General features: G+C 67.0%; 12 protein-coding genes. 3 read left to right on the top strand and 9 right to left on the bottom strand.

The features are described from left to right. The first annotated feature begins 23 nt into the window (after window positions 1-23). Together ppc and pyrE are read left to right on the top strand one after the other, a co-directional pair. On the top strand, window positions 24-2,666 hold the full coding sequence (ppc, locus tag EV698_RS08050) for a phosphoenolpyruvate carboxylase (protein ID WP_130503573.1): 2,643 nt from the start codon (window positions 24-26) through the stop codon (window positions 2,664-2,666). Between the two features lie 5 nt (window positions 2,667-2,671). After that, window positions 2,672-3,313 (top strand): orotate phosphoribosyltransferase, encoded by a 642-nt coding sequence (gene pyrE / locus EV698_RS08045; protein WP_130503572.1) that lies wholly within the window; start codon window positions 2,672-2,674, stop codon window positions 3,311-3,313. Here the strand turns inward: pyrE and argB are convergent. The 5 genes from argB to coaBC form a co-directional block, all read right to left on the bottom strand. Next, window positions 3,301-4,206 carry an acetylglutamate kinase gene (gene argB / locus EV698_RS08040; RefSeq protein WP_130503571.1) on the bottom strand — a complete coding sequence of 302 codons (906 nt, stop codon included), beginning with the start codon at window positions 4,204-4,206 and terminating at the stop codon, window positions 3,301-3,303. The two genes, pyrE and argB, sit on opposite strands and share 13 nt — an antisense overlap. Before the next feature lie 52 nt (window positions 4,207-4,258). Next, a complete protein-coding gene (locus EV698_RS08035) occupies window positions 4,259-5,338 on the bottom strand; it encodes a cytochrome-c peroxidase (RefSeq protein ID WP_130503570.1) in 1,080 nt (359 codons plus the stop codon). A 90-nt stretch (window positions 5,339-5,428) separates the two neighbouring features. Next, the gene (locus EV698_RS08030; RefSeq protein WP_130503569.1) at window positions 5,429-6,805 is read right to left on the bottom strand and encodes a phosphomannomutase/phosphoglucomutase; all 1,377 of its coding nucleotides are present in this window, start codon (window positions 6,803-6,805) and stop codon (window positions 5,429-5,431) included. Window positions 6,806-6,820: 15 nt separating this feature from the next. Next, on the bottom strand, window positions 6,821-7,276 hold the full coding sequence (dut, locus tag EV698_RS08025) for a dUTP diphosphatase (protein WP_130503568.1): 456 nt from the start codon (window positions 7,274-7,276) through the stop codon (window positions 6,821-6,823). Continuing rightward, window positions 7,263-8,450, bottom strand: coding sequence for a bifunctional phosphopantothenoylcysteine decarboxylase/phosphopantothenate--cysteine ligase CoaBC (gene coaBC, locus EV698_RS08020; RefSeq protein ID WP_130503567.1), 1,188 nt, complete (start codon window positions 8,448-8,450; stop codon window positions 7,263-7,265). Before coaBC ends, dut begins: the two co-directional genes overlap by 14 nt. An 82-nt stretch (window positions 8,451-8,532) precedes the next feature. Between coaBC and radC the strand changes: the two genes are divergently transcribed. Further along, a complete protein-coding gene (gene radC / locus EV698_RS08015; RefSeq protein ID WP_130503566.1) occupies window positions 8,533-9,207 on the top strand; it encodes a RadC family protein in 675 nt (224 codons plus the stop codon). Window positions 9,208-9,217: 10 nt separating this feature from the next. Here radC and rpoH read toward each other — a convergent pair whose 3' ends face one another. The 4 genes from rpoH to ftsY form a co-directional block, all read right to left on the bottom strand. Further along, the gene (gene rpoH, locus EV698_RS08010) at window positions 9,218-10,105 is read right to left on the bottom strand and encodes an RNA polymerase sigma factor RpoH (protein ID WP_130503565.1); all 888 of its coding nucleotides are present in this window, start codon (window positions 10,103-10,105) and stop codon (window positions 9,218-9,220) included. Window positions 10,106-10,180: 75 nt separating this feature from the next. After that, on the bottom strand, window positions 10,181-11,110 hold the full coding sequence (gene ftsX, locus EV698_RS08005; RefSeq protein ID WP_130503564.1) for a permease-like cell division protein FtsX: 930 nt from the start codon (window positions 11,108-11,110) through the stop codon (window positions 10,181-10,183). Next, on the bottom strand, window positions 11,101-11,757 hold the full coding sequence (gene ftsE, locus EV698_RS08000; protein WP_130503563.1) for a cell division ATP-binding protein FtsE: 657 nt from the start codon (window positions 11,755-11,757) through the stop codon (window positions 11,101-11,103). The genes ftsX and ftsE overlap by 10 nt, the downstream gene beginning before the upstream one ends. Further along, a complete protein-coding gene (gene ftsY, locus EV698_RS07995) occupies window positions 11,754-12,764 on the bottom strand; it encodes a signal recognition particle-docking protein FtsY (RefSeq protein WP_130503562.1) in 1,011 nt (336 codons plus the stop codon). The genes ftsE and ftsY overlap by 4 nt, the downstream gene beginning before the upstream one ends. Window positions 12,765-12,771 lie beyond the last annotated feature (7 nt).

Genomic DNA, 12,771 nt, shown 5'->3' with positions numbered 1-12,771 from the left:
GCGATCAAGGGGGAACTGCAGCTATGAGTGAAAACCGCAGCGACGCGCCATTGCGCGAGGATATCCGCCAGCTGGGCGGGCTGCTGGGCAGCACGATCCACGAGCAGTCGGGCGATCGCGTCTACGAAACCGTGGAGGAGATCCGCGGGCTCGCAAAGAGCGCGCGGGCCGGTGACGAGGCGGCCGCCCGGGCGCTGGAAAAGCGGCTCGCCGAACTGCCCGACGAGCTCATCGTGCCGGTGGTGCGGGCGTTTTCGCAGTTCCTCAACCTGGCGAATATCGCCGAGCAGCATCATCGCATCCGCCGCAGCCGGGCCTGGGTGCGGGATACCCAGACCGGTCCCCTGCGCGGCTCGCTGGAGGAATTCTTCAAGCGCATGGAGGCCTCCGGCTATAACGACTCCCTGCACGAGACGGTGACGGGTCTCGACATCGAGCTGGTCCTGACCGCACATCCCACCGAGGTGATGCGCCGCTCGCTGCTGCAGAAGTACAACCACATCGCCGAGTTGCTGGGGCATGGGGATCGGCTCGATCCCACGCCGGAGGAGATCGAGGAGGTCCACCAGGCCCTCAAGCGTGAAATCACCGCCGCCTGGCAGACCGACGAGATCCGCCGCCGGCGGCCGGCGCCGCAGGACGAGGCGCGCTGGGGGATGGCGGTGATCGAGCAGACCCTCTGGGATGTGGTGCCGCATTTCCTGCGCCGCCTCGACCGCATGCTCCAGCGCCAGACCGGCAAGCCGCTGGCGCTGGAAGCCGCGCCGATTCATTTCGGCTCCTGGATGGGGGGCGATCGTGACGGCAACCCCCGCGTCACCGCCACCGTTACCCGCGAGGTCTGCCTGCTCAATCGCTGGAAGGCGGTCGAGCTCTACGAGCGCGAGGTCAATGCACTGGTCGAGGACCTGTCGCTGCAGTGCGCGAGCGATGAGCTGCGCGCCTGGGTGGGAGATGCCTGGGAGCCCTACCGGACCGCGCTCAAGGCGGTACGCGACCGATTGCTGGCGACCCGCCACTGGCTCGAGGCGCAGCTCGCCGGTCGGCGGCCGGCGGACGGGCTGATCTACTGGCGTACCGACGAGCTCCGCGAACCGCTGATGATCTGCTACCGGTCGCTGCACGAGCAGGGCGCCGGCATTATCGCCGAGGGACGGCTCAAGGACCTGCTGCGCCGGCTCGCGGTCTTCGGGCTGACGCTGATGCGGGTCGATATCCGCCAGGAATCCAGCCGTCACACCGATGCCATGAATGCGCTTACCGAGGCGCTGGGGATTGGCAGCTATGCCGTCTGGGACGAGCAGGAGCGCCAGCGCTTTCTGATCCGCGAGCTCGGCAGCCGCCGCCCCCTGATCCCGCGTGGCTTCGAGGCCGATGAAGAGGTCACGGAGGTGCTCGACACCTGCCGTGTCATCGCCGAGATGGGCTCGGCCTCACTGGGTGCCTATGTCATCTCCATGGCGTCGAAGCCCTCGGACATCCTTGCCGTCAAGCTGCTCCAGAAAGAGGCGGGCGTCAGCTCGCCGCTGCGCGTGGTGCCGCTGTTCGAGACGCTGACCGATCTCCAGGGGGCGCAGACCTGTCTCGATCAGCTGATTGCCATTGACTGGTATCGCGAGCATATCGACGGGGTGCAGGAGGTGATGATCGGCTATTCCGACTCCGGCAAGGATGCGAGCCATCTCACCGCCGCCTGGGCGCTCTACCAGACCCAGGAACAGCTCGTCGAAAGCGCTCGTCGCCACGGCATCAAGCTCAAGCTCTTCCACGGGCGGGGCGGCTCCATTGGCCGTGGCGGTGGCCCGACCCACGCGGCGATCCTCTCGCAGCCCCCGGGATCGGTGGACGGCCGTTTGCGGGTCACGGAGCAGGGCGAGGTGATCCAGGCCAAGTTCGGCCTGCCCGGCATTGCCGAGCGCAACCTCGAGCTCTACATCACGGCGGTTGCCGAGGCGACGCTTGTGCCGCCGAACCCGCCCGAGAGCGGCTGGCGCGAGATCATGGATCGGCTCGCGGAGCGCTCCTGCGAGGTCTACCGCGGCATGGTGCGCGAGACTCCGGAGTTCATCGAGTACTTCCGCCACGCCACGCCGGAGCACGAGATCAGCCACCTGGCCATCGGCAGTCGCCCGGCGCGGCGCAAGCCGACCCAGGGCGTCGAGAGCCTGCGTGCCATTCCCTGGATCTTTGCCTGGACGCAGACCCGGCTGCTGCTGCCGGCGTGGCTGGGGGCGGGCAGTGCACTGGCGGAAAGCCTGGACGCCGGTCACCGCGAGACCCTGCATCATATGTACGAGGCGTGGCCGTTCTTCCGGGCGTTCATCGACATGCTGGAGATGGTGCTCGCGAAGAGCGATCCGGCGGTCAGTGCCTGGTACGACGCCCGACTCGTGCCGGAGACCCTGCACGGGCTGGGCGAGGGGCTGCGCGAGCGGCATGCCGAGACGCGCTACACCGTGCTCGAGGTCAGTCAGCACGACAATCCGCTGGATGATGCCCCGGTAGTGCAGCGCTCGGTGGGCCTGCGCAACCCCTATGTCGATCCGCTCAACCTGCTGCAGGTGGAGCTGCTCGATCGGGTACGGCACGGGCATCAGGAGGATCTGCGCGAGGCGTTGATGATTTGCATTAACGGCATTGCCGCCGGCATGCGTAACACGGGCTAGCGATCGTGCAGTCGTATCAGCAGGCACTTATCGATTTCGCCCTCGACCGGCAGGTGCTTCGGTTCGGGGCGTTCACGCTCAAATCCGGTCGGCAGAGCCCGTATTTCTTCAACACCGGGCTGTTCAGCTCCGGCGAGGCGCTGCGACGCCTGGGATCGGCCTATGCGCGGCGGATCGTCGACGCCGCGCTCCCCTTCGATATGGTGTTTGGTCCGGCCTACAAGGGCATTCCGCTCGTCTCGGCCCTGTCCGTGGCACTCGCGGCGGACCACGGAATGGATTGCCCGTGGGCTTTCAACCGCAAGGAGGAAAAGGATCACGGTGAAGGCGGGTCAGTGGTTGGCGCGCCCCTCGCGGGGCGGGTGCTGATTGTCGATGATGTCATCTCGGCCGGTACCTCGGTGGCCGAGAGCGTGGCGCTAATCGAATCCGCCGGTGCCACTGTCGCCGGGGTGCTGGTGGCGCTGGATCGCCAGGAGCGCGGCCAGCACGACCAATCCGCCACCCGGGAGGTGGCCGAGCGGCACGGTGTACCGGTCACCGCCATCCTCACCCTGGATACCCTGATGGAATACCTCGAACGCCGCGACGACCGCCCCGATGACCTCGCCGCGATGCGTGACTACCGCGCCCGCTACGGCGCCTGACCGTGGATTAGCGTGCCGACGCCGCTGTCGGTGAGCAGCTCCAGCAGCACCGCGTGCTGGACCCTGCCGTCGATGATCGTCGCGGCCCCCACCCCATCGTTGACGGCCTCCAGGGCGCAGTCGACCTTGGGCAGCATCCCGCCCTGGATCGTCCCGTCGCTGATCAGCTGACGGACGCGCTCGGCATCCAGCCCGGTCAGGAGTTGACCGTTGCCGTCCAGGATCCCCGCGGTATTGGTCATGAGGATCAGTTTCTCCGCCCGCAGGGTGCGGGCGAGATGGCCGGCGACCAGGTCGGCGTTGATGTTGTAGGAGGTACCATCCTCGTCCACGCCGATCGGCGCGACCACCGGAATGAAGTCGGCGCCGTCGAGCAGCGTCATCAGCGCCGGATCGATGCCGGTGACCTCGCCGACGTGGCCGATATCGATGATCTCCGGCGCCTGTTCCGCGGGGCCGCCGGTGCCGGTGAGGGTCAGCCGCCGGGCCTTGATGAGCCCGCCATCCTTGCCGCTCAGGCCCACGGCACGGCCGCCGTGGGTATTGATCAGGTTGACGATATCCTTGTTGATCAGCCCGCCGAGGACCATCTCGACGACATCCATGGTCTCGGCGTCGGTAACGCGCATGCCCTGGATGAACTCGGTCTGTTTGCCGATTTGCGACAGTACGCTGCCGATCTGCGGCCCGCCGCCATGCACGATGACCGGGTTGATACCCACCAGCTTCATGAGCACGACATCCCGCGCGAAGCTTCGCTTGAGATCGTCGTCGGTCATGGCGTTGCCGCCGTATTTGACGACAACAGTCTGGCCGTGAAAACGGCGGATGTAGGGCAGGGCCTCGGTGAGGACGTGGGCGACCTGGCTGGGGGGCGTCGTCTCGGTGTTCATGGGGTGTAATGGTCCCGCCCCGGGGGGCGGGACGCAAGCGCCGGGTGCGGGATTAACCCTCGGCGCTGGTGGCCCGCGGGTAGTCGGGAATATCAGGCATCGGCGTATCCTCCGAGCTGATTGGCAGCTCGGGGTAGACCACCTCGGGCTGATCGCCCGTAAGCGAGCGCAGGAAGGCCGTGACGTTCACCACGTCTTCCTCTGTCAGCAGGCTGTTGAGCTGGGCATCGTTCATGATCGACACCGCCTCCTGCAGGCTCCAGACATTGCCCGAGTGGAAGTAGGGCGCCGTGAGCTCGACGTTACGCAGTGACGGGGAGCGGAACACGTATTCGTCCGCGGCCGTCTTCGTGACCTGGGCCCGACCCGTGTCCCCCTCGGGCATCACGTCGGCGCCCGGGCGGTTGACCACGCCGAAGGGATAGTAGCCCTGGCCGCCGACGTTGACGCCGTTATGGCAGGCGACACAGCCCTTGTTGACGAAGGCGTCGAGCCCGGCGATCTGCTGATCCGTCAGCGCGCTCTTGTCGCCCTTGAGGTACTGGTCAAAGGGCGCATCCGGCGTAATGAGCGTGGCCTGGTAGACCTCGAGGGCCTTGGCCGTGTTGTCAAAGCTGACTGCCTGCTCCGAATCGGGGAAGGCGTCCTCGAATGCGTCCACGTAGGCATCGATGCTCTGCAGCGTCGCCTCGAGATTGTCCGGCGTGTTGTTCATCTCGACACCGGCCTGGATCGGACCCTTGGCCTGTTGGGTCATATCCTCGGCGCGGCCGTCCCAGAACTGGGCGACGTTGAACACCGCGTTGAAGATCGTGGGCGAGTTACGCGGGCCCCGCTGCCAGTTATGGCCAACGGAACTGGGGATGTTGTCATCGCCGCCCATGCCGACGTTATGGCAGGTGTTGCAGCTGATCGTCTGGCTTGCGGACAGGCGCGGATCGAAGAATAGCAGCTTGCCCAGCTCGACCTTCTCGGGTGTCATCTCGTTGCGCTCGGCGATGTGACCGGCGGCACTGTCCGGGATCGGATCGAAGAACATCTGGGCGCGCTCCTGGAGCGCATCGTTGGCGACCGCGGCGCCGCTGGCGAGGCCCAGCGCAACCGCGATGGGGATGGAATGTGTGGCCTTCATGGGTTCGCTCCTGAGCTCGACTGTATAACCCGAGCGTAGGCGGAGTTCCGTTACGTGAATAGCCGAACCGGACAGGCCTCTTGATCTGAATCAAACGATAATGCCGGTGGCCTCCGCCGACGTCCGAATCAGTGCCTCGAAGCGCTCGCGGATACGCATGAGTGCAGCGTCGTCAGTGCCCTCGAAGCGCATGACCAGGCATGGCTGGGTGTTCGAGGCCCGGACCAGTCCCCAGCCATCGTCAAAGTCGACCCGCAGCCCGTCGATGGTGGTGATTGCCGCGTCCTCGAACGCCTGGGCGCGCTCCATGAGGGCCGTCATCAGGCGGTGCGGCTCGCCTTCCTGCAGATCCATGCGGATTTCCGGGGTGGTCACCGGCTCCGGGAGCTCGGCGAAGATCGCGCTTGTGGGGCGCGGGTCGGCGGCGAGGATTTCGAGCAGTCGCGCCGCGGCATAGATGCCGTCGTCGAAGCCATACCAGCGGTCGTTGAAGAACAGGTGACCGCTCATCTCGCCGGCGAGTGGCGCGCCGGTCTCGCGGAGCTTTTCCTTGATCAGCGAATGGCCGGTCTTCCACATGATCGCCTCACCGCCGGCGCGCTCGATGACCTCGGCCAGCCGGCCGCTGCACTTGACGTCGAAGACGATGCCTTCGCCCGGGCGGTCGGCGAGAATAGCGGCGGCATAAAGCATCATCTGTCGATCCGCCCAGATGATATGGCCGGTCTCGTCGACAACGCCGAGCCGGTCGCCATCGCCATCGAGGGCGAGCCCGACATCGGCTTCGTGCTCGGCCACGGCCCGGATCAGATCGTCGAGGTTCTCGGGAACGGTGGGGTCGGGGTGATGGTTGGGGAAGCGTCCGTCGACGTCACAGAAAAGCGGGATGACCCGTGCCCCGATCGCCTCCAGCACGGCCGGTGCCACCGCGCCGGGGATACCGTTGCCGCAGTCGACCACCACGTTGAGCGGTCGCTGCAACTGGATCTCGCCACTGATGCGGCGCTTATAGTCGGCGACGACCGATGCCCGGCGCTCATGGCCGTTGCCCTGCGCCAGCTCGCCATGCTCGATCCGCCGTCCCAGCGCCTGTATGCCCTCGCCCCAGAGGGGACGGCCATCGATGATGGTCTTCAGGCCATTGTATTCCGGCGGATTGTGGCTGCCGGTGACGACAACACCCGCCTGGGTGCCGAGCCAGTGGGTCGCGAAATACATGACCGGCGTTGGCACCTGGCCGATGTCGATGACCTCGCGGCCCGCCGAGACCAGGCCGGCCCGCAGTGACGCGGCCAGTCGCGGGCTCGACTCGCGGCCGTCATAACCGACGACCACCGCGGTCTGCCCGGCATCGGCCGCCGCCGAGCCGATCGCCTGGCCCAGTGCCCGGACGGTCGTCTCGGTGAGTTCCTGGTCGACGCGCCCGCGGATATCGTAGGCGCGCAGGATGGAGGCATCGATCGTCATGGTGGGTTGTCCCTTTTATTGCTGTCCGGTGTGACCGAAGCCGCGATCACCGCGCTCGCTGCCGGTGAACGCCTCAACCGTGGTGAAGCGCGGGCGGCTGATCGGCACGAAGACCAGTTGCGCGATACGGTCGCCCGGTTCGATCGTGAAGGCCGTCTGGCTGCGGTTCCAGCAGGAGATGAAGACCTCGCCCTGGTAATCCGAGTCGATCAGCCCGACGCCGTTGCCGAGGACGATACCGTGCTTATGGCCGAGCCCCGATCGCGGCAGAATGACGGCGGCATGCCCGGTGTCGGCGATATGGATCGCCATGCCGGACGGGATGAGCTGGCTGTCATCGGGTTGCAGGACGGTGGTGGCCCGGACGCAGGCGCGCAGGTCGATGCCCGCGGCGCCGTCGGTGGCATAGTCGGGCAGCGGAAAATCGCTTCCCAGTCGATCATCCAGAATGCGCAGTTCAACGCGCTGCATGGAAACGCTCCCCGATCAGTGCAAGGAGCGCCTCGCCGAGGCGCTCCTTGGTCATGGGCCCGAGGGTCTTCCGGCCCGTCGGCCAGATGACCTCGAGTGTATTCTCGCCAACCTCGAAGCCAAGCCCCGCGCCCACCTGGTTGGCCGCGATCATGTCGAGGTCCTTGGCGGTGAGCTTATCCCGGGCATGGTCGATGACATCGTGGGTCTCCGCGGCGAACCCGACCGTGAATGGCCCGTCCGCCATCGCTGCCACCTCGCGGACGATATCCGGATTGGGGACCAGCTCGAGCGCGGGTGGCGCGTCGGCCTTGCGGACCTTGTGATCGGCAGGCGCCGCGACCCGGTAGTCGGCCACGGCGGCGGCGGCGATGAACAGATCACTGTCGGCGGCGTGGTGCAGGGCGGCGGCATGCATCTCGACGGCCGTTTCCACATCGATGCGGGTCACGCCCGGAGGCGTCGCCAGGGCCGTGGGTCCGGCCACCAGTATGACACGCGCGCCGGCGGCGGCCGCCGCGGCGGCGATGGCGAACCCCATGCGGCCACTGCTGCGGTTGGCGATAAAGCGCACGGCATCGATGGGCTCGCGCGTCGGGCCGGCGGTGATCACGACCGCTCGGCCCGCCAGGTCACCCGGCACCGTCAGTGCGGTGACGATATCCGCGGGCTCCATGAGCCGTCCGGGACCGGACTCGCCCTCCGCGAGGGGACCGTCCATCGGTCCCAGCAGATCCACACCGCGGCGGCGCAGCGTCTCGGTGTTGGCGACGGTGGCGGCGGCCTGCCACATGACGTGGTTCATGGCCGGGCAAACCGTGATCGGGGCCCGGGTCGCGAGGCACAGCGTTGTCAGCAGATCCCCCGCCAGTCCGTGGGCCAGGCGCGCCATGGCGTCGGCGCTGGCGGGGGCGATGATGACCCGGTCGGCCCAGCGGGCGAGCTCGAGGTGCCCCATCCCGGCCTCGGCCTCGGGATCGAGCAGGTCGGTATGCACCGGCTGGTGAGAGACGGCCTGGAAGGTCAGTGGCGTGACGAAGGCCTGGGCCCCGGCGGTCAGCACCACCCGTACCTCGGCGCCGGCCTGGCGCAGTCGCCGGACCAGGTCGGGGGCCTTGTAGGCGGCGATGCCGCCGGTCACTCCCAGCAGGATGTGTTGACCGGAGAGGTTCATGGCGGAACGCGTTCACAGCTTGGATGGATGACGGAAAACTACACTGTTGCCGGTTCTATGAAAACGCCACGAAGAGGTGAGCATGGCGATTTCCGACTGGCCGGCGGCGGAACGGCCCCGCGAGAAACTGATCGAGCGCGGGGCATCGGCACTGTCCGATGCCGAGTTGCTGGCGATTTTCCTGCGCACCGGGGTGCGCGGACGCACGGCGGTCGACCTCGCCCGCCACCTGTTAACCGCTTTCGGTGGCCTGCGGCCGCTGCTCGAGGCGGATGCGGAGACGTTCGCCGGTCATCACGGCCTGGGACCGGCAAAATACGTACAGCTGCAGGCCGTGCTGGAGATGGGCCGCCGCCACCTGCAGGCACAGCTGGCCCGCGGTGAGCCCTTGACCGGGCCGGAGGATACGCGGCAGTACCTGATCGCACGCCTGCGACATCTGCCGCACGAGATCTTTGCCTGCCTGTTTCTGGACAACCGCCACCAGGTGATCGGCTTCGAGGAGCTGTTCCGCGGCACCATCGACGCGGCCAGTGTCTATCCGCGGGAGGTGGTCAGTCGTGCCCTGCGGCTCAACGCGGCGGCGGTGATCCTGGCCCACAACCATCCATCCGGTGTCACCGAGCCGAGCATGGCCGACGAGCGGATGACGGAGCGGCTACGTGACGCCCTGGCGACCGTCGATATCCGCGTACTGGATCATTTCGTGGTGGGCGAGGGACGCCCGGTCAGCTTCGCTGAGCGCGGGCTCATCTGACGGCGCCGGATCAGGCCTCGAGGGCGTGCTCGCCGAGGCCCTCACGGAGCTTTTTGAGTGCGTTCTTCTCGAGCTGGCGGATCCGCTCGGCCGAGACGCCGTATTCCGCGGCGAGGGTGTGGAGCGTGTCCTTGTGCTCGTTCAGCCAGCGCCGCCGCAGGATATCCTCGCTGCGCGGATCGAGCGCATCCAGCGCGGTCGTCAGCGCGTGGCCCTGCCAGTCTTCCCAGTCCTCGCTCTCGATCGCCTGTGCGGGATCCATCGACTGATCAGTCAGGTAGGCGGCGGGCGCGCGTGCCACCGTTTCTTCGTCATCGGCCTCGGGCACGGGGTCGAAGCCGACGTCCTGGCCCGATAGCCGGGACTCCATCTCGAGGACGGTTTCGGGTTTGACGCCCAGATCGGCCGCGACGGCGTTGACCTCGGCGCGGTTGAACCAGCCCAGGCGCTTCTTGGAGCCACGGAGGTTGAAGAACAGCTTACGCTGCGCCTTGGTCGTAGCCACCTTGACCATCCGCCAGTTGCGCAGGATGTACTCGTGGATCTCGGCGCGGATCCAGTGCACCGCGAAGGAAACCAGCCGGACACCGACTTCGGGATCGAAGCGCTTGACGGCCTTCATGAGGCCGATGTTGCCTTCCTGGATGATATCCGCGAGCGGCAGGCCGTAGCCGGTGTAGCCGCGGGCGATATGCACGACGAAGCGCAGATGCGAGAGCACGAGCCAGCGCGCCGCCTCGAGATCGTCATTGTCCCGGTAGCGACAGGCCAGCGAATGCTCCTCATCGGCACCCAGGGCGGGGATCGCGTTGACCGCCTGGATATAGTGATTTTCGCTGCCTGCGCGTAGCGGCAGTTTATTGTAGTCGGTGCTGACCAGTGCGGCGCCTGCGTCCATCACAACCCTCCCGAGTCGATTCTCTGTGCATTATAACACTGTCGCTTGGAAGACAGGCGTGCGACGTGAGTTCCATCACGGCGGCTCGATAGCGGAGAGGCGGCGTCCCGCGGCGAGCCAGGCGCCGGCCAGCCCCAGCAGCCCGCCACTCCCGACCAGGGTCAGCGTGCCGGCGAACCCCGCGCCGGCCGGCCGGAAGTCGCTGCCGTAGAGCGTCGCGAGTCGATCGACCGGCGGGACAAGATACATCACCACACCGGCGAGGATGGCGCTGGCGATGAAACCGCCGGCCAGCCCGTACCAGAGTCCCGTGTAGAGGAACGGGCGGCGGATGAACCCGTCGGTCCCGCCGATCAGCTTCGTGATCTCGATCTCCCGCCGGTTGTTCTCGATGTCCAGGCGGATGGTGTTGAACAGCACCAGCACCACCGTGAGTCCCAGCAGCAGTGCGATCAGCGCGGTCGTGCGATTACCCAGTTCAACGATGGCACCGAGGCGTTCCAGCCATTCCCGGTCGAGTCGAACGGTATCGACCGAGGGCAGCTCGCGGATCCGCGTCACCAGCTCATCGATGGCCGCGTTGCCGCCGCCCGTCGCGAGCTCGGCGACCACCACGGGGGGCAGGGGGTTGTCCTCGAGCAGCGCGATCGCATCGCTCATCCCGCTGCTGTCGCGGTACTCCGCGAGCGCCTCCTCCGGCGTGATCAGCCGAACGGCCCCGATGCCCTCGAGCCGATCGATCTGCCCGGCGGTCTCGGTCTGTTGCCTGGACTCGGTGGACGAGTCGAGGAAAACGGAGGCGCGGGGCGCCCCGCCCCAGTCCTGCATGACCGATTCGAGGTTATCCATTGCCACGAGGAACGCGGCGGGTAGTGCCAGCGCGATCCCGATTGCCGCGCCGGTCATCAGGCTTCCGGCCGGTTTCAGGCGCATGCGCCCGAGCGAGCTGATCGCCGCCCGGGCATGCTGCCCTGACCAGCGCCTGATGACCGCGCTCAGTTGCATGCGGCACGTCCCTCGCTGAGGTGGATGCGACGGTGTCCGAGGGCATCGATCAGGGGGCGGTCATGGCTGGCGATCACGGTTGTCACGCCGACATGGTTGAACTGCTCGAACAGATGCATGATTTCGCGCGACAGGTCGGGGTCGAGATTGCCGGTGGGCTCGTCGGCCAGCAGGATCGGCGGCCGCGACACGATCGCACGGGCGATGCCGATCCGCTGCTGCTCGCCGCCGGAGAGCGTGACGGGATAGGCCTGGCGGCGGTCGAGCAGGCCCACCTTGTCGAGGGCGGCGTGGACCCGGCGCCGAATGTCGGTGTGGGGGCGGCCCTCGATGACCAGCGGCAGCGCGACGTTGTCGAACAGGGTCCGGTCATAGAGCAGCCGATGATCCTGGAATGTCATGCCGATACGGCGGCGCAGATAGGGGATCCGTCGGCGCGCAAGACCGGAGAGATCGACGTCGTCGATGACGACGCGACCGCGACTGGGGCGTTCGAGTCGGGGGATGAGCCTCAGCAGAGTGCTCTTTCCCGCGCCACTGGCGCCGGTGATGAAGACCAGCTCGCCGCGCTCGATGTGGAGATCCAGTCCACGCAGCGGCTCGTTACCGCCCGGGTAGCGCTTGCCAACCCTCTCGAAGCGGATCATGCCTCATCGGACCCCGCGATCGCCTCGTCGAGGAGGGCGTCCACGAAGGCCTCGGCATCGAACGGGCGGAGGTCGTCGACGCCCTCGCCGATACCGATGAAGCGTACGGGGATGCCGAAGCGCTGTGCCATCGCGAAGATCACGCCGCCCTTGGCGGTGCCGTCGAGCTTGGTGAGGGCGAGGCCGGTAACGTCGACGGCTTCACGGAACTGTTCGGCCTGCGCCAGTGCGTTCTGTCCGGTGCCGGCATCCAGCACCAGCAGGACCTCGTGTGGCGCTGTCTCGTCCTGTTTCCCCAGTACGCGCCGGATCTTGCGCAGTTCATCCATCAGGTTGCTCTGGGTGTGCAGGCGGCCGGCGGTATCGGCGATGAGGACGTCGGCACCCCGCGCGATGGCTGCCTGGTGAGCGTCGTAGACGACCGATGCGGCATCCGATCCGGTGGGCTGGCTGATAACCGGTGTCCCGGTGCGCTCGCCCCAGGCCTGGAGTTGTTCCACCGCGGCGGCACGGAAGGTGTCGCCGGCGGCGAGCACGACGCGCCGGCCCTCGTTGCGATACTGCTCGGCGAGCTTGCCGATGGTGGTCGTCTTGCCCGCCCCGTTAATGCCGACGGTCAGGATCACCATCGGTTTCTTGTCGCGATTGACTTCCAGCGGCTGCGCGACCGGCTCGAGGATTGCCATCATGTTCTCGCGAAGGGCCTGGTGCAGCGCGCTGATATCGTCGAGCTTGTTGCGTTTGAGCCGGTCGGTGAGATCGCCAATGATGCGATTGGTCGCCTCCATGCCCACGTCGGCGGTGAGTAGGAGCGTCTCCAGTTCCTCGAGCAGGTCCGCGTCTATGTATTTGCGGCCCATGAACACCAGCCCGATCCCGCTGCCGGTGCGCTTGAGGCCATTGCGCAGTCTCCCGATCAGCCCCGGGCGCGGCTTCTCCCGGGTAGCGGGGGCCTTGTCCTTCGATTCGGGGGGTGTGGTGTTTTTCTTGCGACGGAAAGGCAGCATGGAACTC

This window comes from Spiribacter vilamensis (assembly GCF_004217415.1).
In the GTDB taxonomy this organism is placed as follows: Bacteria; Pseudomonadota; Gammaproteobacteria; order Nitrococcales; family Nitrococcaceae; genus Spiribacter; species Spiribacter vilamensis.
This window is presented reverse-complemented; position numbering and strand designations above follow the sequence as displayed.

Coding starts and splice junctions, on each gene's coding strand:
- ppc (WP_130503573.1), top strand. CDS start 24: ATGAGTGAAAACCGCAGCGACGCGCCATTGCGCGAGGATATCCGCCAG.
- argB (WP_130503571.1), bottom strand. CDS start 4,206: ATGAACACCGAGACGACGCCCCCCAGCCAGGTCGCCCACGTCCTCACC.
- EV698_RS08035 (WP_130503570.1), bottom strand. CDS start 5,338: ATGAAGGCCACACATTCCATCCCCATCGCGGTTGCGCTGGGCCTCGCC.
- EV698_RS08030 (WP_130503569.1), bottom strand. CDS start 6,805: ATGACGATCGATGCCTCCATCCTGCGCGCCTACGATATCCGCGGGCGC.
- dut (WP_130503568.1), bottom strand. CDS start 7,276: ATGCAGCGCGTTGAACTGCGCATTCTGGATGATCGACTGGGAAGCGAT.
- coaBC (WP_130503567.1), bottom strand. CDS start 8,450: ATGAACCTCTCCGGTCAACACATCCTGCTGGGAGTGACCGGCGGCATC.
- radC (WP_130503566.1), top strand. CDS start 8,533: ATGGCGATTTCCGACTGGCCGGCGGCGGAACGGCCCCGCGAGAAACTG.
- rpoH (WP_130503565.1), bottom strand. CDS start 10,105: ATGGACGCAGGCGCCGCACTGGTCAGCACCGACTACAATAAACTGCCG.
- ftsX (WP_130503564.1), bottom strand. CDS start 11,110: ATGCAACTGAGCGCGGTCATCAGGCGCTGGTCAGGGCAGCATGCCCGG.
- ftsE (WP_130503563.1), bottom strand. CDS start 11,757: ATGATCCGCTTCGAGAGGGTTGGCAAGCGCTACCCGGGCGGTAACGAG.
- ftsY (WP_130503562.1), bottom strand. CDS start 12,764: ATGCTGCCTTTCCGTCGCAAGAAAAACACCACACCCCCCGAATCGAAG.